The following is a 26,741-nucleotide window of genomic DNA, read 5'->3' as shown; positions in this document are numbered from 1 at the left end:
GTTTGCATTTTAGAAAAAAACGTATATACTAACTTGTATACAAGTATACTCACTTTAGAAATCAGGTGATTCCATGTCAGAAATGTTATACCCCTTGAAGTGGTTATCAAAAGCTTCCGCCGGAGATCGTGTTGCACACGAGCTACGGATGCGCATCATTTCAGGAAGGATTGAAAGCGGTACCATCTTATCTGAAAACAAATTAGCCTCTGATTTTTCAGTCAGTCGCTCGCCTGTCCGTGATGCATTAAAGGTCCTTGCATCCGAACAATTGATTCGTCTCGAGCGGATGGGGGCAGTCGTCGTCGGTTTGTCTGAGCGCGACATTCAGGAAATCTATGATGTCCGGCTACTCATCGAAACGTTTGTCTTCGAACGACTCGTCAAAATCGAACGGGCAGAACTCGTCCGTGAACTCAGTAAGATTCTCGAAATGATGAAGGTTGCCATCAAATACAAGGATGCCGATGAATTCTCCTTCCAGGATGTACTGTTTCATGAAACGATCATCCGCTCGATTGATCATGGATATGTCAGCATGATTTGGCAAAATCTCAAACCGGTCATGGAAAGTTTCATCCTCCTATCGATGCGGGTACGATTCGAGGAAGACATCGAAGACTTCGAACGCATCCTCGCGAACCACGCCTTGTACATCGAAGCGATCGAGACAGGCGACCGTGAACGGATGGTTGCTTCCTTACATCAGAACTTTGATGACGTCCAGGAAGTCGAAGATCTCTGGAAAACGCAACAAATGATGTCGAAAGGAGTCGATTCACATGACTGAATACATGTTAGGCGTCGATATCGGAACGACGAGTACGAAAGCGGTCTTATTTACGACAAAAGGAGAGGTCATCGGACAAACGAACGTCGGTTACCCGCTCCATACACCAAATCGTTCGACGGCGGAGCAGGATCCGGAAGAAATTTTTGATGCTGTGCTCGAATCGATCCGTTTGATCACGAAACGTCATCCGAGCATGCCACCAAAGTTCGTCGCGTTCAGTAGTGCCATGCACAGCTTGATCGCAATGGACACACAGCATCAACCATTGACTGCCTGCATCACGTGGGCGGACAGCCGGAGTGAAGCATGGTCGAACAAGATCAAGGAACAATATGGTCTATCGATCTATCACCGGACCGGAACACCAATTCATCCGATGTCACCGCTCAGCAAAATCAGTTGGCTTGTCGAAGATCGTCCGGAGCTCCACGCTCAAACGAAAAAATATGTCGGGATCAAGGAATTCGTGTTCCAAAGACTGTTCGGCAGATATGTCATCGACCACTCTCTCGCTTCAGCGACCGGTCTCTTCAACATTCATGAATTAGGCTGGGATACAGGCGCGTTACACGTCGCAGGGATCGATGCAAGCTACTTATCGGAACCCGTACCGACGACGACGACATGTACCGAACTGAATGCTGATTACGCACGACAAATGGGACTCTCCGTCGATACGCCTTTCCTAGTCGGTGCCAGTGACGGTGTTCTTTCTAACTTAGGTGTCAACGCGATTCGCAAAGGGGAAATTGCGATCACGATCGGAACGAGCGGTGCCATCCGAACGATCATTGATCGTCCGCAGACCGATGAAAAGGGACGTACGTTCTGTTACGCGCTGACCGAGGACCACTGGGTCATCGGCGGACCCGTTAATAATGGTGGAATGGTCTTACGGTGGATCCGAGACGAACTCGCTTCAGCAGAAGTCGAGACAGCAAAACGCCTTGGCATCGATCCGTACGCTGTTTTGACGAAGATTGCCGAACGCGTCCGTCCTGGATCCGACGGGCTATTGTTCCATCCTTACTTGTCCGGTGAACGTGCGCCGCTTTGGAATCCGGATGTCAGCGGTTCGTTCTTCGGTTTGACACTTTCGCACAAAAAAGAGCATATGATCCGGGCGGCACTAGAAGGCGTCATCTACAATCTCTATACCGTCTTCCTCGCCCTAATCGAGTGCATGGACGGTCCCGTGACACGGATTCAGGCAACAGGTGGGTTTGCCCGGTCCGAAGTCTGGCGCCAAATGATGGCGGACATCTTTGAATCAGAAGTCGTCATTCCGGAAAGTTTTGAAAGTTCATGTCTTGGTGCTTGTATTCTTGGACTGTATGCGACAGGGGAAGTCGATTCGTTCGAAGTCGTCTCTGAGATGATCGGGGAAACGCATCGCCATGTACCAAATGAAGAAGCGATGCATGAATATCGTCAGCTCTTACCAATTTTCATTAGTCTAGCGCGGACATTGTCTGAGGATCACAAACGAATCGCTACGTATCAACGGAGCTTGATTCAAGAAGAAAACTAACTTAATCTTTTGGGGGAAGTCATCATGCCTTTAGTCATCGTAGGAATTGGGATTGTCGCGTTGCTCGTTCTCATCATGGGGTTGAAATTAAATACGTTCGTCTCACTCATCATCGTTTCCTTTGGCGTTGCACTACTACTCGGCATGCCGCTCGATCAGATCGTCAAGACGATCGAAGCCGGTATCGGAGGAACGCTTGGTCACTTGGCACTGATCTTTGGTCTCGGTGCCATGCTTGGAAAGCTGATTGCTGACGCCGGGGGGGCGCAGCGAATCGCCATGACGCTTGTCGCCCGATTCGGGGAAAAGAACATCCAGTGGGCGGTTGTCGTCGCTTCGTTCATCATCGGGATCGCCCTCTTCTTCGAAGTCGGACTCGTTTTGTTGATTCCAATCGTCTTTGCGATTTCACGTCAGCTCCGCGTCTCGATCCTGTATCTCGGGATCCCGATGGTCGCAGCACTATCTGTCACGCACGGCTTCTTACCACCTCACCCGGGTCCGACCGTCATCGCCGGGGAGTATAAAGCCAATATCGGGGAAGTCTTATTGTATGGTTTCATCGTTGCTGTTCCGACCGTCATCATCGCCGGTCCTATCTTTACGAAAATCGCCAAACGACTCGTTCCTGAATCGTTTACACGGACAGGAAACATCGCGTCACTCGGGGAACAAAAAGAATTTGATTTAGACGAGACACCAGGCTTCGGCATCAGTGTCTTCACGGCGATGCTACCGGTCCTCTTGATGTCGGTCGCAACAATCTTCACGCTTTTACAAGAAACACTCGGTTGGGGTGAAAACAGTGTCATCTCGGCAATCGAGTTCATCGGGAACGCCTCGACGGCGATGTTGATTTCGTTACTCGTCGCGGTCTACACGATGGGGATCGCGCGTAAGATTCCGATGCAAACGGTCATGGAATCTTGTACGACGGCGATCGCCCAAATCGGGATGATGCTATTGATCATCGGTGGTGGCGGTGCCTTCAAACAAGTCTTGATTGACGGTGGTGTTGGAAATTACGTCGCGCACTTATTTGAGGGGTCGGCGTTATCCCCGATTCTACTCGCTTGGTTGATCGCTGCGATTCTGCGGATCTCACTCGGTTCCGCGACAGTCGCTGCCCTATCAACGGCAGGTCTCGTCATTCCGTTACTAGAGCAATCCGACGTCAACTTAGCGCTCGTCGTTCTCGCGACTGGTGCGGGTAGTCTGATCGCTTCACACGTCAATGATGCGGGCTTCTGGATGTTTAAAGAGTATTTCGGATTATCATTAAAAGAAACGTTTGCGACATGGACTGTGCTTGAGACGATCATTTCCGTTTGTGGACTTGGGTTCGTTCTTCTCCTCAGCCTCGTCGTCTAAGAAAAGGAGTCGTTCTACTTATGCAACATTCTATCGGAGTCATCGGGCTTGGCGTCATGGGACGCAACCTGGCACTGAATATGGCGAGTCATCAAGAAGAAGTCGCCATCTATAACTACACACGTGATTTAACGGACGATCTCGTCGCACATGATGAAGGACTACCTCTTCATCCGTACTACGACATTGAAGCATTCGTTCAATCACTCGCTCGCCCACGTAAAATCTTCATGATGGTCACAGCCGGTAGCGCGATTGATTCAGTCATCGAATCGTTGCTTCCGCATCTCGAAACAGGCGATATCATCATGGATGGCGGAAACTCTCACTTCCTCGATACAGAGCGTCGTTTCGACGAGTTACAACGCCACGGGATCGAATACATCGGTGTCGGTGTATCGGGTGGTGAAGTCGGTGCGCGGACCGGCCCTGCGATCATGCCGGGTGGATCGAAAGAAGCTTACGAACATGTCGCACCAATCTTGACGAAGATCGCCGCTCACGTCGAAGGAGATCCATGTTGTGTTTATATTGGTCCGAAGGGCGCTGGTCACTTCGTTAAGATGGTCCATAACGGAATCGAGTATGCGGACATGCAACTGATCGCTGAAGCGTATAGCTTCCTCCGTTTCCGTCTCGGACTCGACGTCACGGAAGTCGCGGATATCTTCGCTGAGTGGAACGCGGGTGAACTGAAAAGTTACCTGATTGAGATCACAGCGGACATTCTCCGAAAAACGGATGACGAGACAGGGCAACCGTTGATTGATGTCATTCTCGATCAAGCCGGTCAAAAAGGAACTGGAAAATGGACGAGCCTGCAAGCCATTGATAATGGGATCGCCTCTTCAATCATTACAGAAGCTCTGTTCGCGCGTTACCTTTCAGCTATTAAAGAAGAACGCGTCGCAGCGTCTGTTGTCTTAAAGGGACCCGAAGACTTGTCGACGCTTGAGCGAGACGCGTGGGTCGAACGAATTCGTCAAGCGCTTTATATGGGGAAAGTTGCCGCATACGCGCAAGGCTTCACCCAGTACCGAACGTCGTCTGAGTTGTATGACTGGAACTTACGCCTTGAGGAGATCGCCTTGATCTTCCGTGGTGGATGTATCATCCGGGCCGACTTCTTGAACGTCATCAGTGAAGCGTTCAAAAATGATGCGAACCTCTCGAACTTGATGCTCGCCCCGTTCTTCGCTGAGAAAGTACAGGCGTATCAAGAATCGTTACGTCACGTCGTTGCCGAGGGTGCGTTATCTGGTTTTGCACTCCCATCTCTATCGACGTCACTGACGTATTACGATAGCTACCGGACAGCGAATTCGAATGCCAACATGTTGCAAGCACAACGCGATTATTTTGGTGCTCATACGTATGCTCGGACAGACCGCGAAGGGATCTTCCACACGGACTGGCAATAAAGAATACAGCTCCCGACTCCTGTTTCATTTAGGAGTCGGGATTTCTTTTTTTGTTCACACAATCTTTCCTGAAATAAGAAATTACCGATTATACCTTGACAAAAGTGTTGGTCTATATGAAATTAGTATTAGATTAGAATTATTCTAGTGTGATAAATACAGATTGTTTGTATGCACTAGAACAGATTCTAAAAATAGAACCCTTGAGGAGGATTTTTATCATGTCTTTAATCGGAAGTGAAGTAAAACCATTCAGTGCATCAGCATTCCACAACGGAGAATTCGTTGACCTAACGGATGCTAACCTTCGCGGTAAATGGAGTGTCGTATGTTTCTACCCTGCAGACTTTACATTCGTTTGCCCGACAGAACTCGAAGATCTCCAAAACCAATACGAAACCCTCAAAGCGCTTGACGTTGAAGTTTACTCTGTCTCAACAGATACGCATTTCACACATAAAGCATGGCACGAAACATCAGAAACAATCGGTAAAATCGAGTACGTCATGATCGGTGACCCATCACACGTCATCTCACGTAACTTCGAAGTCTTGAACGAACAAGATGGTCTTGCTGACCGCGGTACGTTCATCATCGACCCAGACGGCGTCATCCAAACAGTTGAGATCAACGCAGGCGGTATCGGTCGCGATGCAAGCACGCTCGTCAACAAAATCAAAGCAGCACAATACGTACGTAACAATCCAGGCGAAGTCTGCCCAGCGAAATGGGAAGAAGGCTCTGCAACACTCACACCAAGCCTTGACCTCGTCGGAAAAATTTAAGGAGCGGATTCGCGATGGCTTTAGCACCAGACATTAAAGCACAACTCGCGCAATACCTCGAGCTTCTCGAAGGCGATCTCGTCCTAGCGGTTAGCGCTGGGACAGACGCCGTCTCGCTTGAGATGAGCGCACTCGTCGAAGAGATCGCAAGCATGACACCACGCATCTCCGTCGAGCAGGCAAGCCTTCCCCGGACACCAAGTTTCACAGTCAACCGTGTCGGTGAGACAAGCGGCATCACGTTCGCGGGAATACCACTCGGTCATGAATTCACGTCCCTCGTTCTCGCTCTGCTACAAGTCAGCGGTCGAGCACCGAAGGTCGATGCGGACGTCATCAAGCAGATTCAAGGCATTCAAGAAACGTACCACTTCGAGTCGTACATCAGCTTGAGCTGCCACAACTGTCCAGATGTCGTACAAGCATTGAACGTCATGAGCGTCCTCAACCCGAACATCAGTCACACGATGATTGATGGCGCGGCATTTAAGGAAGAAGTCGAACAAAAAGAGATCATGGCTGTTCCGACGGTCTTCGTCAACGGCGAAGCATTCGGTAACGGACGGATGTCACTTGAAGAAATCTTGGCGAAGCTTGGCACAGGTGCCGATGCTTCTGATTTCGCTGATAAAGATCCATACGATGTCCTCGTCGTCGGTGGTGGTCCAGCTGGATCGAGTGCTGCCATCTATGCAGCCCGTAAAGGCATCCGGACAGGAATCGTCGCAGAGCGCTTCGGTGGACAAGTCATGGATACGATGAGCATCGAAAACTTCATCAGCATGAAGTACACGGAAGGACCAAAACTCGTCGCAAGTCTTGAGGAGCACGTCAAGGAGTATGGCATTGATGTCATGAACCTGCAGCGGGCAACTCGTCTTGAGAAGAAAGACCTCCTCGAGCTCGAGCTTGAGAACGGTGCTGTCTTGAAGACGAAGAGTTTGATCCTTTCAACAGGTGCACGCTGGCGTAACGTTGGTGTCCCAGGCGAACTCGAATTCAAGAACAAAGGCGTCGCCTACTGTCCACACTGTGATGGTCCGTTGTTCGAAGGAAAACGTGTCGCAGTCATCGGTGGCGGAAACTCAGGGATCGAAGCAGCCATCGATCTCGCGGGAATCGTCAAGCATGTCACGGTCCTTGAATTCGCACCGGAACTAAAAGCGGATGCTGTTCTTCAAGAACGCCTCGCTTCGCTTCCGAACGTCACGGTCGTCGTCAACGCACAGACGAAGGAAATCACAGGAACGGACAAAGTGAACGGTATCACGTACATCGAGCGCGAAACGAACGTCGAGCGTCACGTTGAGCTCGAAGGTGTCTTCGTCCAGATCGGTCTCGTACCGAACACGGACTGGCTCGGTGAAACGGTGAGCCGTAACAAGTTCGGTGAAGTCCAAGTCGATCGCCACGGCGCAACGAACGTACCAGGCGTTTTCGCTGCAGGAGACTGCACAGATAGCGCGTATAAACAGATCATCATCTCGATGGGATCTGGTGCAACAGCTGCACTGGGTGCTTTCGATCACTTGATCCGGAATTAAACGAAAAGAGCGAAACTCAAACGAGTTTTGCTCTTTTTCTATTTCAATAGTAGATTTCACCAACGGATGAACAATGAAATTCTTTTGTGATGTGGTGCTTTGTTAAGATGCCTTGCTTCGCGTATGTACCACTGACCGTTACGACCATCGTTTGTCCTGCATCGATTGGTCTACCGACAAATTCAGTTTGCGTCCATCTTCCATCATCGATCGCAAGAGACGTCATCGAAAAGACATCGGATAATCGTTGGCGTTTACTCTGTTCCAAGAGTTCTGTCTCGAAATTCCCGATAATCCGGACTTCGTTTCCACGTTGCGTGCGTTCGAGCGTCCGTTCACTATCCCACTCGAAGCTCGTTTGGACACGTAACGGCTTCAACCGTTTGACTGCTCGTTCCTGAAAACGTTTCGGCGAAACCCAGTCCTCGTCTGCGAATTGATTTGCTGCAAGCAACGTGACGTCCGCATTTTCATGTGTCCGATTTATTTTCTGCACGATTTTTTCATATGCCGCGTAATAACGTTGATGTTGTGTCGTCTGGTCCTTTGCCTCCGATATGACTGGTGACAATGAAGCGAATAAAAAAACAGCTGTCGCGATCTGATATTTCATTAACTTCCCCTTCCTTTCGCTGTTCATTGTACAGAAAAAACAAAAAGTAGATTCAAAAACGACAACCGTTTTGGAGATTTTTTCATTTAAGACTGTATGAATAGATTAAACTCTTTTGGAATTAAGAACGAATGACGACTTTTTAGTCAATCTGACCCCTATAAATAATTCAAAGTTGACACTTTTGACTAGTCCAGTCATCTGATAGATTAAAGCTATCTTAAAATCTATCATAAAGAAGGTTAGCCACATGCAAAAAGCAGCACCGTATTCTAGCACTCGTACTCGCCAGCTCGTCATCACTGCGATGTCAATCGCACTTGTTCTTGTCGCGACACTATTCATCAATATCAAATTGCCAATCGCTTCAAGCGGTGGTCTCGTTCATATGGGAACAGCGATGCTCTTTCTCATCGCGATTTTATTCGGTCCACGGACAGCACTGATTGCCGGAGCAATCGGCATGGGATTATTTGATCTTATCAGTGGATGGACACTCTGGGCTCCATTTACAATCGTAGCTCGAGGACTCCAAGGATATATTGTCGGGCGTATCGCCTGGTCTTCGCGATACAAAGGAGACAATCCAGGCTTAAATATTTTCGCAATGATTGTTTCTGCTCCCGTCATGCTTGCTGTTTACTATGTTTGTGAAGGTATCCTTTACAGCAACTGGGTCGCACCAGTCGCTTCAATTCCAGGAAACATCACACAAAACGTCGTCGGAATCCTCGTTGCGATTCCAGTCGGGATTGCATTAAAGAAAACACGTTTCTTCCGTAACTTCCGCTAAATCAAAACACCGTCCGGCTCCTTGTGGAGTCGGACGGTTTTCGTTTAGCGAATCGGTTGACCTTGTTCAAGCTCGAGCGTTTTAGCTGTTTCGGCATGGATCTGTTCGAACAGCTCCGGATTTTCAACGAGTGAGATCCCGTAAGACGGAATCATCTCCTTGATTTTTGCTTCCCACGCCGGTAATTCGGACGGGAAACATTTCGCGAGTACTTCGAGCATGACGGGAACTGCTGTTGAGGCACCTGGTGACGCCCCGAGTAAGGCAGCGACAGATCCGTCGGCTGCACTAATGACCTCTGTTCCGAACTGGAGTGTCCCTTTTCCTTGTGGTGTATCCTTGATGACTTGGACACGTTGACCAGCGACGACGACATCCCAGTCTTCTGTCTTCGCATTCGGAATGAACTCTCGTAATTCGTTCATCCGTTGTTCCGTCGACAAGAGGACTTGTTCGATCAGATACTTCGTCAATCCCATCTCTTTAGCTCCCGCAGCAAGCATCGTCAAGACGTTGTTCGGTTTGACAGACGCGATCAAATCAAGATTTGATCCTGTCTTTAGGAACTTCGGTGAGAAGCCAGCAAACGGTCCGAAGAGGAGTGATTTCTTCCCATCGATGTATCGTGTATCTAAGTGCGGTACTGACATCGGCGGTGCTCCGACTTTCGCTTTTCCGTAGACTTTCGCATGGTGCTGTTCGATGATCTCAGGATTTTTACAAACGAGGAATAAACCACTGACCGGGAAACCACCGATTTGCTTCGATTCCTCGATGCCTGTTTTTTGGAGCAACGGCAGACTACCGCCGCCACCTCCGATGAAGACGAACTGCGCCGTATGATGCTCGATCCGGTGATCGCGCTCATTCTTCACTTTGACTTCCCAACCCCCGTCAACACGCTTCAAATCCTCGACACCATGCTGATAGTTGATCGCTACATCGTGTTGTGCGAGATATTCAAACAGGATTCGTGTCAACGCACCAAAGTTGACGTCCGTTCCTGAATCGATTTTTGTCGCAGCGATCGGCTCTGGTGACGTCCGACCGTTCATGATGAGTGGAATCCACTCGGCTAATTTCGCTGGATCCTCTGAATATTCCATTCCCGCAAACAACGGATTCGCTGATAGCGCTTCCAATCGTTTTTTCAGGAATTCGACGTTTTTCGTTCCTTCAACCATGCTCATATGTGGAATCGGCATGATGAATTCTTTCGGATTCGGCAAGACACCTTCCTTGACGAGATGCGACCAGAATTGACGTGACAGTTGGAACTGTTCGTTTACTTTGACCGCTTTACTGATATCGATCGAACCATCGGCATTTTCCGTCGTATAGTTCAGTTCGCATAGTGCGGCGTGACCTGTTCCTGCATTGTTCCACTCGTTCGAGCTCTCTTCCCCGGCACTCGCGAGTTTCTCGAATACCTTGATGTTGATCTCAGGCGCGAGTTCTTTTAATAAGACCCCTAACGTCGCGCTCATGACTCCGGCACCAATTAAAATAACGTCTGTTTTTTTAGGCATACTGCTCATGATATCCTTCCTATCCCCGTTGATATTATGGACTACCTGTCATGAAAAACTTCCCCCTCATGACGACAACTTACCTTTCCATTATAACCCTATCATAGCTTGCACAGAAAGGAACTTCTTTTACATTCAGAAATGTGTAAAAGCGACGATTCAGGTAAGAAGATTTTCGTCAGCCGGCATACAATCAGGCATGACTTTGACGAAAAACGGTAATCATATAACGAAAGTAAAAGGAGGAACACTCATGGCGACACGCTGGATATTCGGCAATCAATTGAATCACGATCTCCCTTTATTGAAGGAAGCAAACAAACAAGACGACGTCATCCTGATGGTCGAAGCGACCTCACGCTCCAAGTGGAAGACGTACCATAAACAAAAACTTGTCCTCGTCTTCTCAGCGATGCGACATTTTGCGGAAGAACTGCGCGAAAAAGGCTTCACCGTCGATTACCGGGAAGCTGATTCGTTCGATCAGGCATTTAAGGCGCACCGGAAAGATCATGATCCGGATCATGTATTCTATACGGCGATCACGGACGAACCGATGCGAAAGGCGATGCACAAGTGGCAAGACGCTTTACCGAAGAAAATCAAGGTCGAGGTCTGTTCCGACGTGCCGTTGTTTTTACTGACACAGGAAGAAGCGGTCGAAGCAATCGGCGACAAGCCCTACAAGATGGACCGTTTTTATCGCAAACTGCGCAAGGAACGAAACGTTCTCATGAACGGCTCCAAACCGATTGGTGGAAAGTGGTCGTTTGACGCCGAGAACCGAAAACCGGCGAAGTCCGGGACGACGTTCCCCGATCCGATTCAGTTTCGTCCCGATCGCATCACAAAGGATGTCATCGACAAGGTCGAACGTGATTTTTCCAATCATCCGGGAGCACTTGATTCCTTCCATTGGCCCGTCACGCGCAAGGAAGCGACGCGGGCTCTTCATCGTTTCATCGAAGAACGACTTGAGACGTTCGGAACGTATCAAGACGCCATGCTGACCGGTGAAGATACGTTATCGCATTCGCTCTTATCAGCAGCAATCAATCTCGGATTGCTGACACCGGAAGAGGTCATTCGTCAAGTTGAAGCCGCCCTCGAAGATCAAGATGCTCCGCTCAATGCGGTCGAAGGTTTTATTCGACAAATCCTCGGCTGGCGCGAGTACATGCGTGCCGTCTATCTAGCCGAGATGCCAGACTATGCTTCCGTCAATGCGCTACGTCATGAAGCGGATTTACCGGACTTTTTCTGGACCGGGAAGACGAACATGAACTGTGTCGCTGAATCGTTACGTCCTGTTGTCGAGCATGCGCACAATCACCATATCCAGCGCTTGATGGTGCTCGGGAATTTCGCTAATCTGTTTGCGATCTCGCCGCAACAGACGGCAGATTGGTTCAACGAGATGTACATCGATGCCTATGACTGGGTCGTCTTACCGAACGTCCTCGGGATGGCGCTTCATGCTGATGGCGGAACGTTATCGACGAAACCGTACATCGCTTCGGCGAATTACATCCATAAGATGAGTGATTATTGCAAGGGATGTCCGTTCCATCAAAAGGACATGCTCGGAGAGGATGCTTGTCCGTTTAACGCCTTGTACTGGGACTTCATCGACCGGCACGAAAAACGGTTCGCTGATAATCAGCGGATGTCGATGATGTATCGGCAATGGGGAAAGCGCGATGCGGACAGCAAACGCGATATTCGAAAGAAAGCGAAAGCACTTCGGAAACAACTGCAGGACGGTGCTTTCGATACACCATGAAACAAGCCGGTCGGATTAGATCCAACCGGCTTGTTTTGGCTTACGCACTTTTTTGATTAGCTGCTTGTTGTTTCTTTTTCCGGAGGTGATACAGTCCGAATAGTCCAAGGAACCAGACCGGTGTCAGCAACAAAGCTGGACGTGTATCGTCAGCAAATAGCATGACGACGAGAATGACTGCAAACAATCCAAGCACGAGGTAATTGACGAGTGGTGTCAATGGTGCTTTGAATGTCGACGCCGCATGCAATTCCGGATTTTGTTTCTTGTACCGGAGATGACAGACAAGGATGACACCCCAGACCCAAATGAAGCAGATCGCACTGATTGTCGTGACGATACTGAACGCTTGCCCTGGTAACAGTTTACTGAGCAAAGCACCGACTGAGACGACGATCGTCGAGACGAACAAGGCGTTTGCTGGAACATGATTTTTATTCAACTTCGAGAACTTGTTCGACGCTTGCTGTTGATTTCCCAGGTTATACAGAATCCGGCTCGTCGAGAACATTCCGCTGTTACACGCAGAAGCAGCAGACGTCAGTACGACGAAGTTGATGATTCCTGCTGCGAGCGGAATCCCAATCAGACTGAACGTCTTGACGAACGGGCTCTCTGTTGCACTTAATCCTGTCCATGGGTTGATCATCAATAGGACGAGTAAGGCACCGACATAGAAGAATAAGATCCGAAGTGGAATCTTATTGATTGCGGATGGAATGTTCTTCTTCGGATCTGCTGTCTCTGCTGCGGATACCCCGACGAGCTCAACGCCAACATAAGCGAAGACGACCATTTGGAACGATAGCAGGAATCCTGTAATTCCATTTGGCATCCAACCGCCATGTGACCAGAGATTCGAGACCGTCACCGGACCCGCGTCTGTTTTAAACCCAATCGCGAGCAAGACGATTCCGACACCAATCAAAGCAAGGATTGTCACGACCTTGATCAAGGCAAACCAAAACTCGAGTTCACCGAACAATTTAACGGTCAACAAGTTAAATCCAAGTAAAATCAAGAGAGCAAGAACGGCTGGAATCCATTGCGGGATATCAAACCAATACTTGACGTAAAGACCGACAGCGATGATGTCTGCCATCGCTGTCATGATCCAACAGAACCAATACGTCCAACCGGTCACGAACGCGGCACGTGGTCCGAGATAATCTTCTGCGATGTCTGTGAGTGACTGATAACCTGCTTTTGACAATAACAATTCCCCAAGTGCCCGCATGACGAAGAAGATCGCGATCCCGACGAGTAAGTAGGCAAAAATGATCGATGGTCCGGCGAGTTGGATCGCTTTTCCTGATCCTAAAAATAACCCTGTTCCGATCGTTCCACCAATGGCAATCAACTGTACATGACGATTCGATAAATCCCGCTTTAATCCTTGCTGTTCCAAACCTGAACTCCTCCTTGTGATGGTTTCTCTACGCTTCAGACCGTTCTGTCGGTCCTGAAAAAGAAAAAAGAGACTGGACGAATGTCCAATCTCAACAAAATCAAAGGAATAACCCATACACGCCACTATGACATTCCATGAATGCCCGTCGCTGCATGTGATTACTCTTCTGTCCGTTTGCCTGAGATTGTGAACCCTTCGGCGCCGTGTCGACACGGTCTCTCCAGAAGCTGCTCCTGCCATAGTGTGACCCATGACAATCATAGCTTTCTCTTTATTTGATTATCCGATGCGTCGCTGCATCGATGAATTGTTTCTAATTCTAGTAATCTCGACAGCGTTTGTCAACGCCTTTTTCAAAATGATTTTTCAATCTATGAAAAGGACTTTACCATCTTTTCCAGAAATCATACAGCACCACTTGATCACGAAAGGATGAAACATTCATGTCGACGATTTACTTGATTCGCCACTGTGAAACGACTGGTCAAGCACCGGAAGCCCCGTTAACACCTCGTGGAGAAGAACAGGCGCAACGACTGTGTACGCAGTTATTTGATCTTCCAATCCCACACCTTATTTCGAGTCCGTATCGCCGAGCGCTCGACTCGATTCAACCACTTGCGACTGCTCTGAAACTACCCGTTGCACAAGAAGAAGACTTAAAAGAGCGACGGTTAAGTGCTGTTCCACTTGACGATTGGCAGGACCATCTTCGTCGAACGTTCATCGATCCAGACTATACGTGTCCTGGTGGTGAATCTAGCCGGATAGCAACTAAGCGCATCACGCGTGTCGTTGAAGAAGCGTTGCAACAGCATGATGGTTCCATTCTCGTGACACATGGGAATTTATTATCTTTATATCTGCATTCGATTGACCCTACGTTTGGATTCGAAGAAAGTTTACAGCTGAAGAATCCGGATATTTTTAAGGTGACGCAAGTAGATGATGTAATATCTTTTCAACCAATCGATCTACACTAACGGAGCCTGACTAAAATACGCATAACGCTTCAACTCTAATACGGTTTGTTCAAAATTAATTTTTTGATCATCAAAGACTTGTATGTAATCGGGGCGTTGTGCAATCGTCATCGTTTTTCCACTACGAACACTTTTTGGTCGACTTAAATTCAACTCATTTTTTTGAGAATACTCCAATAATGCTTGCATACAGTGATCTCGATACTCTCTTATATTTTGACTATCAGCAGCTTCTACCTTTGCTTTTAACATTGATTCTTCTAACTGCCAATAGTGCGGTTGACTATCGTCTCCTTTCCACCAGAATGCCCAAAATCCTCCACGTGCATTTTCAACGCGTCCCCATTTTCCGTTCTTCAATTCTTTTTGCAGATCTCTATAGAATCCTTGCCAAGAGAAAGAATTCCATTCGGTGATTGGTAGTGATTTATAAGATTCGATCGAGGTGTCGATCTGCTTGAGATACTTAAGATAATCGTTCAAAATATCATTGGTCGTCGAAGTATGAAGGCCGCTCAGTACTTCGATCATCTTCGTTCGCGTAAATATTTTATATTCTGCTTCTGTCACGCCGGAGTAGTCGCCTTGTTCTACGATTTTGTAATAAATCGGTATCGGCTTCAAATACCATGTTTCGGGGTGAGTTTTGACCATTTCTAGATATCGACGTAATTGATCTGAATGATGACTCGTAAATACTTTGTCCTCAATCATAATGGCATATTTCTCATTGATGATCGCTAATATATCTAGACTATTGAACTGTCTTTTAATACACACACTTTGAATCGATTCGTTTAACTGGCAGTTATGAAGATCAAAAACTTCTTTAACAAATACATTCGCAATCGTATGGAGTTGCGGATCGTGACTTCGTGCTCCTTCTTCCGCCCACTTCAATAACCAACATAGAAAAGCGTCTTGTGATAACTCACTTGTGGCATAATCAAAAATATTAGGTTTCAAATGAATACCTCCTTTTATTACAATTATAACCATTTAATTTCCTTTTATTATTCATTTGAAGAATAATAACAAACTCTACTCATTCAATTTGCTTATAGATTTCATAAGAACTATCTATTTTACTTCCCTTCGGAACGGCTTTATATTGAATGAATTGATAATAAAGTTAAGTAGTTTTCGATTCAGGTATGAAGCGGAACTTCAGAAAAGAAGGGATTTTTATGTCTACCACAAAAAAAGGCTATTTCATGATGATCGTCCTCTGGTTCGCCTATGCGACCTTCGCCATGAACTGGGTCGCGGGTTCATCTTTGACGCCACAAATAACGGCGCATTTCTTCGGTAATCAGACCGTTGACCCCCTCATCTCACAACTCGTCAACTATTCGATTACGACGGCGCGTGTCTTCGCCAACATTCTCGCCGCGCTCATCTTGATGAAGCTCGGTCCGAAAAAAGCACCGTTGCTCGCACTGTTGTTCCTGATGATGTCGATCGTCGCCATCTATCTGCCGAACTACTGGGCGTATACGGTCGCTCGCATGGTCATGGGACTCGGTGGTTCAATGGTCATCGTCTACATGAACCCGGTCGTGACACGTTACGTCCAAGATCCGGCTGAAAAATTACGGATCAACGCCTTCAACACTGTTTCCTATAACGTCGGTGCATTCGTCGTGTCACTCTTGTTCACCTTGTTTGCCGATCAATTCGTCAGTGACTGGAAACTGACGTTGACGATTTTCGCGAGTCTGACAGCGATTCTCTTCTTCGCATGGTGGATTGGTAGTGAGTCGTTCGAGTTGAACGATGCTGCGGACGCGGACGAAACGCCTTACGGTTACGGAGATGCTGTCCGCGATCCGTTCCTCTGGAAATATGCGGTTGCCTTCGGCGGTTTCTTGACGCTCTATATCTTATCGCTCGTCGGCTTGAAACCTGTGTTCGATACGTATACGCAGTTGAACGGTTCGCTCGTCAACCTGTTGGTCTCAGGTGCCGGAATCGTCGGAACGTTCGTCGGTCTACGGATCGGTAACAAAGGAACACCTCGTAAACCGATTCTGTTGATCAGCGGGACGGTCATGATCGCGAGTTTCCTCGTCACCGTCTTGTTCGGAAACATCTCGCCACTCGTTTCGTATGTCTTTGCGTTCATTTCCGGATTTGCGATGTACATCCAGTATCCGATCTTCATGAACTTGGCACACGAACGAAAAGGGATGACACCGCAAAAGATCACCGTCTTATTCGGTCTCTTCTGGGCGATTGCTTATGCGACGCAGACGATCTTTACGATCATTTGGAGTTACGCACTCGGACATGCGGGATATACGGTCTCGATGATCGTCTTCTTCCTCTGCTGTTCCGTGTATCTGTTCTTCACGTTCTTCTTACCAGAAACAAAACCAAAACGGACGGATGCACTTCGAAAATCCGCTTAATCAAGCAACAAGCCCTTCCGAATCACCGGAAGGGCTTGTTTTTATGCCTCGTTATGCGCGCCGTAACTATGGCGAAGGGTAAACAACAGTCGAATCAATGATTCATGATAACCGATGAACCATCCTTCTTCGATTCCGTTAACGATCGCTTCTTCTGTCATCCAAGCGACGTGTTGGACTTCTTCTTCCTGCAACGTCAGCGTCGTCAAATCCACTTCCTGCTCGACGAGATAATAATCGTCAAAACCGATTTCAAAAGGAATCGTCAGATGGGGACGGATGCCTGTGAAATCGATATCGAGTCCAAGCTCTTCCGACAGCTCACGTTGTGCTGCCATCTGACTCGTATCCCCACTGATTGCACTGCCCCCGACCGTCACATCCCACATGTTCGGCCAACCGGATTTGAACGGTTGCCGTTGTTGGACTAGCATCTCTCCTTTGGCGTTAAAGACACAGACGTGAATCGTCATGTGATAATCGCCGGCTGTATGTGGCGTCCCCCGTGTCCAGAGCCGTCCTGTTTTCTTACGATCTGCTGTGTATACGTCCCACTGTTCCATCCTAAATCATGCCCCTTTTTAATCAATGAAAGATGTAGAGTTCGAACTTTCCTCCGCCTTGACGCAATCAATCGCGACGACGAGAGCGATCAACAATTCTTCCATTGCTTCATCTTCGACTTCAATGATGTACTGATCGGTCCAAGAGTTCCATTTCTTCTGCACGCGACCAATCCGTTGCCCTTGTTGTAAGACCTCAAAATCAACATCCCACCAGTCGCCCGTCACTTCGAATTGATCCGAGTTGATCGTATAGCGGTCCTTGAAGAACGTGAACTCTTTAATGATTTCAAACGATTGCCCTGCTGCTTCGACATAAAAGACCGGTCGGAAACTGAACGTCTTCTTCGTGATTTCCGCGACTTCCTCTCCATCTCGGTTCGTCACGCTGAATGACTTCGGAAGTTTCATAAAACTTCCCTCGATGTGATAGGCGTCGTGCCCTGCCTCGTCTTGAATCGAGAATCGTCCACGTAAACTGAACGCTTTTTCTTTCATATAGAGTGTATGCATACCGGTCTCCTCCTTTAATGTATAAGTTCATTTACGCGATCACCGACGGAAAAGATTCAATATCTGGAAATTATCGTTTGTATCCGAACTTTCAGTGGTATCAACTTACATACCACGAATCTACGGGAAAGAAGGAATTTTGATGTCTATCAATACGATTGTTCTCTTCATTTTACTCGCCATCGCCCTGTTGATCATCCTTGTCCCACCGCTTCTCTTTTGGCACGTCTGGCGCGCTGATCGTCGCCAGCAAGAACACGCGGTCCTGCGAAACTTCCCTGTCCTTGGAAAAATGCGCTATATCCTCGAGAACATGGGACCGGAACTCCGCCAATACTTATTTCTCAACAATAACGAAGGGAAACCCTTCTCCCGTAATGAATACAAGACGGCCGTCCTTTCCGGCAAATATCAAAGTCGGATTCTCGGTTTTGGATCGGAACGTGATTTTGAAGAAGCCGGTTTTTATGTACAAAACGTCCTCTTTCCAACGAATCGTCAGGAATTACGCATCGACCAGTCGGAACGTGTCGACACACACATCTATCAGATTGACCGCGATGAACTATTTACACGTAAAGAACATCTCGTTGCGAAGCAAATTTCACCGTATCTCTTGAAAATGGAGGATGCACCAGTCATTGGCGCAACGACATGTCGACACCCTTATCAAATCCAAGGACTGATTGGTCAATCAGCAATGAGTTTTGGAGCGCTCGGTGACCGTGCCATTACCGCGCTCTCGATCGGACTGGGTCGCGCCAAAGGGAGCTGGATGAATACCGGGGAAGGCGGGCTATCCGATTTTCATCTAAAAGGTGACGTCGACATCATCTGTCAGATTGGTCCCGGTCTGTTCGGTGTCCGAACGGAAGACGGTGACTTTTCGTTCGATGAGTTCCAGAAAAAAAGTGAGTTACCGCAAGTCAAAGCTTTCGAACTCAAGCTCGCTCAAGGAGCTAAGACGCGCGGTGGTCACCTCGAAGGATCAAAGGTCACAGAAGAGATTGCCGCTGTCCGGAAGGTCAAAGTCGGTGTCGGCATCGATAGTCCGAACCGCTTCAACGAATTCACGACACCAGAGACGATGCTCGACTGGGTCGAACGTCTACGTGAGATTGGCGGAAAACCGGTCGGAATCAAAGTCGTCGTCGGTAATCTTGAAGACATGCGGCAGTTGATTGCTTATATGAAAGAATCCGGACGTCATCCGGACTTCATGACGGTCGATGGAGGTGAAGGAGGGACAGGCGCGACGTTCCAAGAACTCGCGGATGCTGCAGGTCTACCACTTTTTTCCGCCTTACCGTTCGTCCACCAACTCCTGACGGAAGCTGGTTTACGCGACAAGGTCAAAGTGTTTGCGTCCGGTAAGCTGATCAGTGCCGATAAGATTGCGATCGCTCTCGCCCTCGGTGCCGACTTCGTCAATATCGCACGTGGTCTGATGTTTAATGTCGGCTGTATCCAAGCGCAAGTCTGTCACACGAATCACTGTCCGGTCGGTGTCGCGACGACCGACCCGAAGCTGCAAAAGGCGCTGATCGTCGACGAAAAAAGTTTCCGCGTGACGAACTACATCATTTCGTTACGAGAAGGTCTCTACAACCTGACGGCGGCAGCAGGACTCGTCTCGCCGACGGAACTTCGACCCGAACACGTTATCTATAAGGATGGAGCCGGACACCTGATTCCGGGGCCGGACTGGATGGCACGGCATATGATGGATCGCTCTCTTTCCTCACGGTAACGAATAGCACTCACTTGCACTTTTTAACCAGAGCGCTTAAAGTGTATAGTTGATGAAATTCTTTAACCACACATGTGCATTACCTTAAGGAAAGGGTTTAATATACTATGAAAAAAAACTTTTGGCAGGACTTACCACGACCATTTTTCGTCTTGGCACCGATGGAAGACGTCACCGACGTCGTCTTCCGCCACGTCGTCGCGAAAGCGGCGCGTCCGGACGTCTTCTTCACGGAATTCACGAATACAGAAAGCTATTGTCATCCGAAAGGCAAGCAGAGCGTCCGCGGACGTCTCGAGTTCACGGAGGATGAACAACCAATGGTCGCTCACATTTGGGGCGATAAACCAGAATATTTCCGCGAAATGAGCATCGGCATGGCAGAGATGGGCTTTAGCGGAATCGACATCAACATGGGCTGTCCCGTCCATAACGTCGCCGTGAACGGAAAAGGCTCCGGCTTGATCAATCGTCCGGAAGTCGCAGCTGAACTGATCCAATCCGCAAAAGCGGGCGGTCTCCCGGTCAGCGTCAAAACGCGTCTCGGTTATACGAAGGTCGAAGAGTGGCACGATTGGTTGCGCCACATCCTCGAGCAAGATATCGCGAACCTCTCGATTCACCTCCGGACACGTAAAGAGATGAGTGCCGTTCCAGCGCACTTCGAATTGATTCCGGAAATCAAGAAGTTACGTGATGAAATCGCACCACAGACGTTACTGACGATCAACGGGGATATCAACGATCGCCAACATGGGCTTGAACTCGTCGAGAAATATGGTGTCGACGGTGTCATGATCGGTCGCGGGATCTTCCACAATCCGTTTGCATTCGAAGTCGAGAAAAAAGAACATTCGAGCCAAGAACTCCTCGATTTGTTACGTCTCCAGCTCGATCTGCACGATCATTACTCGGCTCAATTCGAGCCCCGTCTCTTCAAGCCATTACGCCGGTTCTTCAAGATTTACGTCCGCGGATTCCGTGGCGCGAGTGAACTGCGGGTCAAATTGATGGAGACGAACTCAACGGACGAAGTGCGTGCCTTACTCGACGCCTTCGTTGAAGAAGAAGGCATTCACGAGGTCAACTCGTTTTCAATCTAACAACAAAGCACGCCTCCTCGTCTCGAGGAAGCGTGCTTTTTTTCGTGTCACCAGTGTTCGACGGTTTGCCGCGTATCCGCACACCATTGTTCAAAGTCAGACTGATGCGTCAGCAACAGGAAGCGCCGTTTACCGAGTCGTCGGTCGAGACGTGCGATGCCACGGATGAAAGGATGTGGATGAACGAGCGCTTGTTCAAACGCAAGGTTCGGGTACTGCAACAAGTCCTGTTGGATTTCGTAGTTCGCTAGGTATCCGTCCTGTTTGACCTGTCGTTCAATCTCAGTGGATAACGCATGCGACTGCTTCAACCAGTCGGACTGCCATAACGATCCGGCTGGTTTTTCCGGTAACTGTGCAGCTTGTAATGCGTAGCGCCGATCGACTTCCCGTTCGAAGTGAAAGTCGTCTGCTCCGAGAATTTCTTCTCCGTCAAACGTCACCCAGACGCGACTAGGACTATCTTGAATCCGGTAGACAGCTGCATGAAAAGCAATCCGTCCCTGTAACGACGGGGAAAGCAGTTGCTCGACCCGTTTTTTGATGATGGAAAACTGCACGCAATCCGTCCTTTCCGTCCGGCTAATCTAATCAGCCGTTCTTCATATGAAACGATTCCGCCAGCGTAAACGTCAACTCTTTTAACTCGAGACCACCGAGTGCAAAGTAGAGTTTTAAATAGTTGTGCGGGTTGAAGACGAAGACGTCCTTCGTCTGGCTGACCCACTCGCCGTTCGTTCCGTTGAAGGTGAAGGTTGCGACCGGCATGTTGTTCGCAAACAACGTCACCGGCATTTGCGCCAGTTCACCAGCGTTCGAACGTGCCGTCAACGTGACCTGATACATCCCTGTCTCTTCTGCCGTGACAGCGAAGACGTGACTGCTACCTGTCGTCGTCACGACGTCCGTTAACGGGAACGCATCCCCACTGACGAGCCGTTGGTGCGAGACCGCTTGATCTTCGAGCGTCTCTTCTTCGACCGGTGCCCCGAGAACTTCGACCGGTGATCCTGTTCCCATCACGCGATCCATGACCGGTGACCGAAGTAAGAACTGACAGATGTTCGCGGCACTTCGCAATAACTCGGAACGTCGAAGTGTTCCGTCAGCGAGAGCCGTCAACGTATCATCCTCGAACGGATTCGTTCCTGGTTCACCGACGACCATGTAGAGATCGTTTTGCGAACGGACCATCGTCGCTGTTTGCTGACGATTTGCTTCCGTTCCTTCGGCGTTGATCTTCGCCCACCAGTCGGTCATGACGATTCCGTCAAAGCCCCACTCATCGCGCAAAATACGTGTGTTCTGATCGTATAAGCCGGCAGTCCAGATCCCATTGACGGCACCGTACGTCGTCATGATCGAGTACGCTTTCCCGTCCTTGACGGCCATCTCGAATCCTTTCAGGTACAACTCACGTAACGCCCGTTCTGACACGATCGAATCCAGATCGTGTCGGTGGAATTCTTGGTTGTTGGCACTGAAGTGTTTCAACGTTCCCGTCACACCAACCCGGTGCATGCCGTCGAGTTGTGCCACTGCCATTTTTCCAGTCAGATACGAATCTTCCGAGAAATACTCGAAGTTCCGTCCATTGAGTGGATGGCGGTGAAGGTTCATCCCGGGTCCAAGCAACGTATCAATCTCGTTTTTCCGTAACTCAAGACCTGTCATCTCAAATAGATCGGCAATCAACGTCGTGTTAAACGTCGAGGCAAGCAATGTTCCGTTCGGTAACGAGAAGGCTTTCGTCCCGATGTCCATCCGGATCCCGGACGGACCATCCGCGCAGCAGCCTGCTGGAATGCCGAGTGCTTCGAGTTCTGTCGTCACGCCACCGAAGGCGCCCGCCGTTCCCGGTGTGACGCGCGGTGAGTTCATCCCTTCCCCCCGGACGATTGCCGCGAGATCCGCATCCGTTAATTGATCGAGGAACGTCTCGAGCGTGACACGTTCTTCTTTGACGTCGCGTAATTTCCAACCGGCATCTTCCGTCTGCGTCCGGTCAACGGGACGCTCCTGTTGACGACGTTGTTCCGGATCGATCGTCCGCAGTGGTGTCGCTTCATACGTTACCGTATATCCCGTTTCGGTCGCTTGCGGTTTGATGCGTTCAAACGCCGTCACCGGTGCCAGATTCTCGGTTAACACGTCCGTGACGTCAAGCGTCTCGACGGAATGGCTTGCGACTGGAACCGCCGACCTGACGTCCGTTCCGAGATAGAGCTGATACGTGCCAGGTTCTATGACATAAGACGATTTATGCCCGGTGACGCCACTATCGTCATAACTCGCAAATGAGGCGAACGGTACGACGAGTGTGAGAGATTCTTGCTCACCTGGTGCGAGTTCTTCTGTCTTTCCGAACGTAACAAGTTGACGCGTCGGGTTCCCGAGTTGTCCCTGTGGTTTCTCGAGGTATCCTTGTACGACTTCCTTCCCACTCGTCTGCCCGGTATTCGTCACCGTCGCCGTAATCGTCCAAGCATCAGCTGACGTCGTCACGTCTGTCGTCAGGTCGAACGACGTATACGATAATCCATACCCGAACGGATACAAGACCACTTCCGGTGCGAACGTCTCGAAGTAACGGTACCCGACATAGATGTCTTCTTGATACAACGCACGATCGGCATGACCGAAGTATGGTGTCGACGGATAATCATCGAGTGAACGGACGATCGTATCCGGTAGTTTTCCGGACGGTGAGACGCGGCCGAGCAAGAGATCACTCAGTCCAGTTCCGCCTTCCATTCCTCCTTGCCACGCGTAGAGGACAGCACTTGGTGTCGTCTCTTCGACCCAGCGCATATCGATGATGTTCCCGACGTTCAAAACGACGACAGTTTGTTTGAAGTGTGTCGTCACGAGTCGGAGCATCTCCTGTTCCGTCTCCGTTAAAAAATAACTCCCTGGATCCGCTGTATTGTCGCGGTCTTCCCCAGCCGTACGACCGATCATGATCAAGGCAACATCGGAGTCAAGCGCTGCTTGCTGAACGAGTGTCGCGTCAAGCGGCATCTCTTCTTGCGACCACGGCTCGGCTGCCCAGCCTTCGCCTTGGTCAAACGGATGGTCTTCAAGCCAGTTCTCGTATGCCTTGAGGACGTCTGCGTTCAGCGTCACGTCTTCGCGCAGCATGTCGAGCGGACTGACGACGTTCGTGACGTTGACCATCCCGCCTGATCCTGTTCCACTTTTATAGTAGTTGAACTGATTACGTCCGAAGACAGCGACCGTCGATGCGGGTTGCAACGGGAGCACACCATCATTTTGTAAGAGGACCGCCCCTTCCGCGACGGTTTGTCGTGCGAGTTTTGTATAGGCTTGCCAATCGAGCGTGTATGTCATGCGTCATCCACCTTTGTTAGTTAGTTTGAGAAAAAAGTCGTTTTAAGTCCTTCGCGATTTCGTCTAAGCTGTCTTCGGCTTGCGGATACAGACCGAGTTTATCAAGAAAGGCATGTTCCATCCCGCGGTACTGGAGATAACGGGTCTTGACGCCAGCGCGCGCCAGTTTTTTCGCATACGCTTCCCCTTCAAGACGTAAGTAATCAAACTCTCCCGTAATGACGAGTGCCTCTGGTAGATCATCGAGCGTCGCGAACAACGGTGAGATCCGTCGATCCTTCGAATCACTTGCTTGAACGTACCATTGCTCGAGGACACCTTCTTCATCTTGAAGCGACAAAATGATCCGTTCGAGTAGCTCCGATTCCGTTTGTCGGTCATAGGCTTCAAGCGTCCAGTCATATTCCGAATTCGGATGTTCCCCGACATTGACGACTGGATAATACAAGACTTGATAGCGGATATACGGCGTCGGACGCTCGCGGTCGAGCAAACAACAGACCGTCGCTAAGTTCCCACCGGCACTATCACCGGCGACAGCGATCGCACCCGGATCAATCCCAAGTCGATCAGCGTGTTCGACTGCCCAATCGATCGCTGCATGACAATCCTCAAGTCCTGTCGGAAACGGATGCTCGGGTGCTAATCGGTAGCCGACTGACAAGACGGCGACGTTCCCCTTATCGGCTAATGCCTTACATGGATTCTCGACCGTCTCGAGCGTACCACCGAAAAAACCACCTCCATGGAAATAGACGACGAGCGGGAGCGGACGTGCCGCTTCCGGACGATACAGCCGTGCTTCGATCGTGGTACCGGGTCTTGGGATCGCGAGGACGTCCGTTGAGATTTTCCGAGTCGTCACGTCTTCGTTGTCCCAACCCATGCCGGCACGCGCCAATTCAACTGGCGACGCTCCTTCTGGCATCGAGACCGATGGACGCTGCGTGAGGACGACCTCACGGACACGCGGATCGAGTGTTCCTGGAGTCGAGACGTCGGGAATCGGCTTATCGACGATCTCAAGTCCATCTTGATGGATGGATGAACGATTTCGTAACGTCCGCAGTAAATCTTGCATCGATGCGGTAGACAAGTGGATCGCTTCCTTTCTAGTCAAACCGTTATCGAAAGCGCTTTCGATAACAATTAAAAAAATTTCGAATGCCTCTTTTTTAAAAAAGAGACCGCTTACATCACAATATACCTGTCTTTGACAGGAGAAGCAAATATTTCACCTAAAAAAATCAGCGCAGTCGCCTGCGCTGATCCTCATCGTAATTGTTCTTGTGAAACGATCGTAAAACCATCAATGACCGTGTCTTCCTCGACCTCGATCAACAGGCATCGTTTCCCTTGATAGTTGACTTGTTTGACGTACTTCAAGTCTTGCGGACTGATCGCGATATTTGCGACCTTCGTATTGATTTTAATCGATTTCGCTTCATAGTTCGGAACGATGTTACTTGCCTTCATCTCGTATGTCGGATCGTCAACGACCGTCTTGAACGCCCGTTCGACTTGTTCCGTGCTGACATCTTCGACACCACTTGCCTTGAGGACACGCTCGACTTCCTGAACGTCGAGCATCGGCACTTCTTCCTCATCCTGATCCTCTTCGACGACGATCAACTGGTTGATGTTTTCATAGACACCGGCTAACGTCTTCGTATCCATCGATTCACCCACGACTGATTTGACGATTTCCTCGAAGATCGCTTTATCCTCATCTGCCGTGACGATCGGTTGACCGTTCAAGACGTTTTCAAGGAAGCCAAAATCCGGTTTATTCGGCTTGCCCGCCGCATACAAGACATGATTGACGTCTGCTGCGTTGTCGGTGAAGGTCGGGAAGAGAAATCCACCGATCGGCGATGCCAGTTTGATGACCGGATTGATGAATAAGTTCGACTTGAATTCCCGTTCGACAAAATCAAAGACGAGCGATTGTTTCGGTAACTCTGTCAAGTTAAGGCTGCCGAGGATGAACGGCGTCGTATAGACGTCGTCATTCGGATCGATCTCTGTCTCATCCGCTTGGCGCTTCGTCGTTTTATAGTATTGTCCGCGAATGAACGTGACGACGAGGTCATTCTCGTACTGGACGTCCTGGACCATCTTCAACGCCATCGTCTGCATCTGCTCGACCCAGTCCTCCGGCTCTTCCGCATACAGTCCTTCATAAAGGAGCTGTTGCGTATGACCCGTCTCTCCTTCTTCCGGATGCGTGAACTTGACCTCGAACAGCTTGACGTCGAGTTTTCCACCTAGTACTTTCTTGAAGTTCGCAAGAAACAGCTCCTGTTGTTCCGGATCAAGCAACGGAAACGGTCGGGCTTCCTCATGATAGATTTCGCTCGTCTCTTTTCGAATATAGACGTTGTAGATTTCATGGATTTTTAGTAAATCGGCATCCATCTTGAAGTGACGACGGATGTCGGCGATGTCTTTTTTATTCATGCATACCAGCTCCTCGAATCATTAAAATCCTGC

Annotated in this window: 22 protein-coding genes and 1 riboswitch; of the genes, 12 read left to right on the top strand and 10 right to left on the bottom strand. The window is 49.2% G+C overall.

Going from position 1 to position 26,741, the window contains the following annotated elements; translation table 11 throughout:
- The first annotated feature begins 73 nt into the window (after positions 1–73).
- From KNQ18_RS13435 to ahpF, 6 genes are all read left to right on the top strand, one after another.
- Positions 74–790 carry a GntR family transcriptional regulator gene (locus tag KNQ18_RS13435; protein ID WP_064300753.1) on the top strand — a complete coding sequence of 239 codons (717 nt, stop codon included), beginning with the start codon at positions 74–76 and terminating at the stop codon, positions 788–790.
- The gene (gene gntK, locus KNQ18_RS13430; protein ID WP_215085155.1) at positions 783–2,324 is read left to right on the top strand and encodes a gluconokinase; all 1,542 of its coding nucleotides are present in this window, start codon (positions 783–785) and stop codon (positions 2,322–2,324) included. The genes KNQ18_RS13435 and gntK overlap by 8 nt, the downstream gene beginning before the upstream one ends.
- A gap of 24 nt (positions 2,325–2,348) precedes the next feature.
- Positions 2,349–3,695, top strand: a complete 1,347-nt coding sequence (locus tag KNQ18_RS13425) for a GntP family permease (RefSeq protein ID WP_215085153.1) — start codon at positions 2,349–2,351, stop codon at positions 3,693–3,695.
- A gap of 20 nt (positions 3,696–3,715) precedes the next feature.
- Complete coding sequence (gnd, locus tag KNQ18_RS13420) at positions 3,716–5,116, top strand: decarboxylating NADP(+)-dependent phosphogluconate dehydrogenase (RefSeq protein WP_215085151.1); 1,401 nt, start codon at positions 3,716–3,718, stop codon at positions 5,114–5,116.
- Positions 5,117–5,337: 221 nt separating this feature from the next.
- Complete coding sequence (gene ahpC / locus KNQ18_RS13415; RefSeq protein ID WP_023469815.1) at positions 5,338–5,901, top strand: alkyl hydroperoxide reductase subunit C; 564 nt, start codon at positions 5,338–5,340, stop codon at positions 5,899–5,901.
- Positions 5,902–5,915: 14 nt separating this feature from the next.
- Positions 5,916–7,445 carry an alkyl hydroperoxide reductase subunit F gene (gene ahpF / locus KNQ18_RS13410; RefSeq protein WP_149428068.1) on the top strand — a complete coding sequence of 510 codons (1,530 nt, stop codon included), beginning with the start codon at positions 5,916–5,918 and terminating at the stop codon, positions 7,443–7,445.
- A gap of 43 nt (positions 7,446–7,488) precedes the next feature.
- Here the strand turns inward: ahpF and KNQ18_RS13405 are convergent, their stop codons facing one another.
- Positions 7,489–8,058, bottom strand: coding sequence for a hypothetical protein (locus KNQ18_RS13405; protein ID WP_149428069.1), 570 nt, complete (start codon positions 8,056–8,058; stop codon positions 7,489–7,491).
- Between the two features lie 250 nt (positions 8,059–8,308).
- Between KNQ18_RS13405 and KNQ18_RS13400 the strand changes: the two genes are divergently transcribed.
- A complete protein-coding gene (locus tag KNQ18_RS13400) occupies positions 8,309–8,851 on the top strand; it encodes an ECF transporter S component (RefSeq protein WP_069940113.1) in 543 nt (180 codons plus the stop codon).
- A gap of 44 nt (positions 8,852–8,895) precedes the next feature.
- Here KNQ18_RS13400 and KNQ18_RS13395 read toward each other — a convergent pair whose 3' ends face one another.
- Complete coding sequence (locus KNQ18_RS13395) at positions 8,896–10,389, bottom strand: malate:quinone oxidoreductase (protein ID WP_149428070.1); 1,494 nt, start codon at positions 10,387–10,389, stop codon at positions 8,896–8,898.
- A 244-nt stretch (positions 10,390–10,633) separates the two neighbouring features.
- On the opposite strand from KNQ18_RS13395, the gene KNQ18_RS13390 reads away from it, so the two are divergent.
- Positions 10,634–12,163: a cryptochrome/photolyase family protein gene (locus KNQ18_RS13390; RefSeq protein WP_214858867.1), complete on the top strand. Its 1,530-nt coding sequence runs from the start codon at positions 10,634–10,636 to the stop codon at positions 12,161–12,163.
- A gap of 40 nt (positions 12,164–12,203) precedes the next feature.
- Here the strand turns inward: KNQ18_RS13390 and KNQ18_RS13385 are convergent, their stop codons facing one another.
- Positions 12,204–13,571 carry an amino acid permease gene (locus KNQ18_RS13385; protein WP_050678563.1) on the bottom strand — a complete coding sequence of 456 codons (1,368 nt, stop codon included), beginning with the start codon at positions 13,569–13,571 and terminating at the stop codon, positions 12,204–12,206.
- A 159-nt stretch (positions 13,572–13,730) separates the two neighbouring features.
- A riboswitch (glycine riboswitch) is annotated at positions 13,731–13,808 on the bottom strand.
- A 209-nt stretch (positions 13,809–14,017) separates the two neighbouring features.
- Between KNQ18_RS13385 and KNQ18_RS13380 the strand changes: the two genes are divergently transcribed.
- Positions 14,018–14,557, top strand: a complete 540-nt coding sequence (locus tag KNQ18_RS13380; protein ID WP_214725203.1) for a histidine phosphatase family protein — start codon at positions 14,018–14,020, stop codon at positions 14,555–14,557.
- Here KNQ18_RS13380 and KNQ18_RS13375 read toward each other — a convergent pair.
- On the bottom strand, positions 14,549–15,523 hold the full coding sequence (locus KNQ18_RS13375) for a PD-(D/E)XK nuclease family protein (protein WP_215085149.1): 975 nt from the start codon (positions 15,521–15,523) through the stop codon (positions 14,549–14,551). The genes KNQ18_RS13380 and KNQ18_RS13375 overlap by 9 nt on opposite strands.
- 221 nt (positions 15,524–15,744) lie before the next feature.
- On the opposite strand from KNQ18_RS13375, the gene KNQ18_RS13370 reads away from it, so the two are divergent.
- A complete protein-coding gene (locus tag KNQ18_RS13370; RefSeq protein ID WP_050678565.1) occupies positions 15,745–16,968 on the top strand; it encodes an MFS transporter in 1,224 nt (407 codons plus the stop codon).
- A gap of 41 nt (positions 16,969–17,009) precedes the next feature.
- On the opposite strand, the gene KNQ18_RS13365 is transcribed toward KNQ18_RS13370, so the two are convergent.
- Complete coding sequence (locus KNQ18_RS13365) at positions 17,010–17,531, bottom strand: NUDIX hydrolase (protein WP_215085147.1); 522 nt, start codon at positions 17,529–17,531, stop codon at positions 17,010–17,012.
- An 18-nt stretch (positions 17,532–17,549) separates the two neighbouring features.
- Positions 17,550–18,044 (bottom strand): LURP-one-related/scramblase family protein, encoded by a 495-nt coding sequence (locus KNQ18_RS13360; RefSeq protein ID WP_215085145.1) that lies wholly within the window; start codon positions 18,042–18,044, stop codon positions 17,550–17,552.
- Between the two features lie 142 nt (positions 18,045–18,186).
- On the opposite strand from KNQ18_RS13360, the gene KNQ18_RS13355 reads away from it, so the two are divergent.
- Positions 18,187–19,794 carry an FMN-binding glutamate synthase family protein gene (locus tag KNQ18_RS13355; RefSeq protein WP_215085143.1) on the top strand — a complete coding sequence of 536 codons (1,608 nt, stop codon included), beginning with the start codon at positions 18,187–18,189 and terminating at the stop codon, positions 19,792–19,794.
- A gap of 107 nt (positions 19,795–19,901) precedes the next feature.
- Positions 19,902–20,897, top strand: a complete 996-nt coding sequence (locus KNQ18_RS13350) for a tRNA dihydrouridine synthase (protein ID WP_215085141.1) — start codon at positions 19,902–19,904, stop codon at positions 20,895–20,897.
- A 47-nt stretch (positions 20,898–20,944) separates the two neighbouring features.
- On the opposite strand, the gene KNQ18_RS13345 is transcribed toward KNQ18_RS13350, so the two are convergent.
- The 4 genes from KNQ18_RS13345 to KNQ18_RS13330 form a co-directional block, all read right to left on the bottom strand.
- Complete coding sequence (locus KNQ18_RS13345) at positions 20,945–21,457, bottom strand: SF0329 family protein (protein WP_215085139.1); 513 nt, start codon at positions 21,455–21,457, stop codon at positions 20,945–20,947.
- 31 nt (positions 21,458–21,488) lie between these two features.
- Positions 21,489–24,248, bottom strand: a complete 2,760-nt coding sequence (locus tag KNQ18_RS13340; protein WP_215085137.1) for a glycoside hydrolase family 3 protein — start codon at positions 24,246–24,248, stop codon at positions 21,489–21,491.
- A 16-nt stretch (positions 24,249–24,264) separates the two neighbouring features.
- Positions 24,265–25,344 carry an alpha/beta hydrolase gene (locus KNQ18_RS13335; protein ID WP_251133427.1) on the bottom strand — a complete coding sequence of 360 codons (1,080 nt, stop codon included), beginning with the start codon at positions 25,342–25,344 and terminating at the stop codon, positions 24,265–24,267.
- 176 nt (positions 25,345–25,520) lie between these two features.
- Entirely contained in the window at positions 25,521–26,708 is a 1,188-nt protein-coding gene (locus KNQ18_RS13330) for a DUF4317 domain-containing protein (protein WP_035395462.1), read from the bottom strand.
- Between the last annotated feature and the right edge of the window lie 33 nt (positions 26,709–26,741).

The sequence above is a fragment of the Exiguobacterium sp. s78 genome (assembly GCF_018618985.1).
GTDB classification, from domain to species: Bacteria; Bacillota; Bacilli; order Exiguobacteriales; family Exiguobacteriaceae; genus Exiguobacterium_A; species Exiguobacterium_A abrahamii.
Note: the sequence above shows the minus strand (reverse complement) of the source record. Positions and strands in the feature narration are given on the sequence as shown.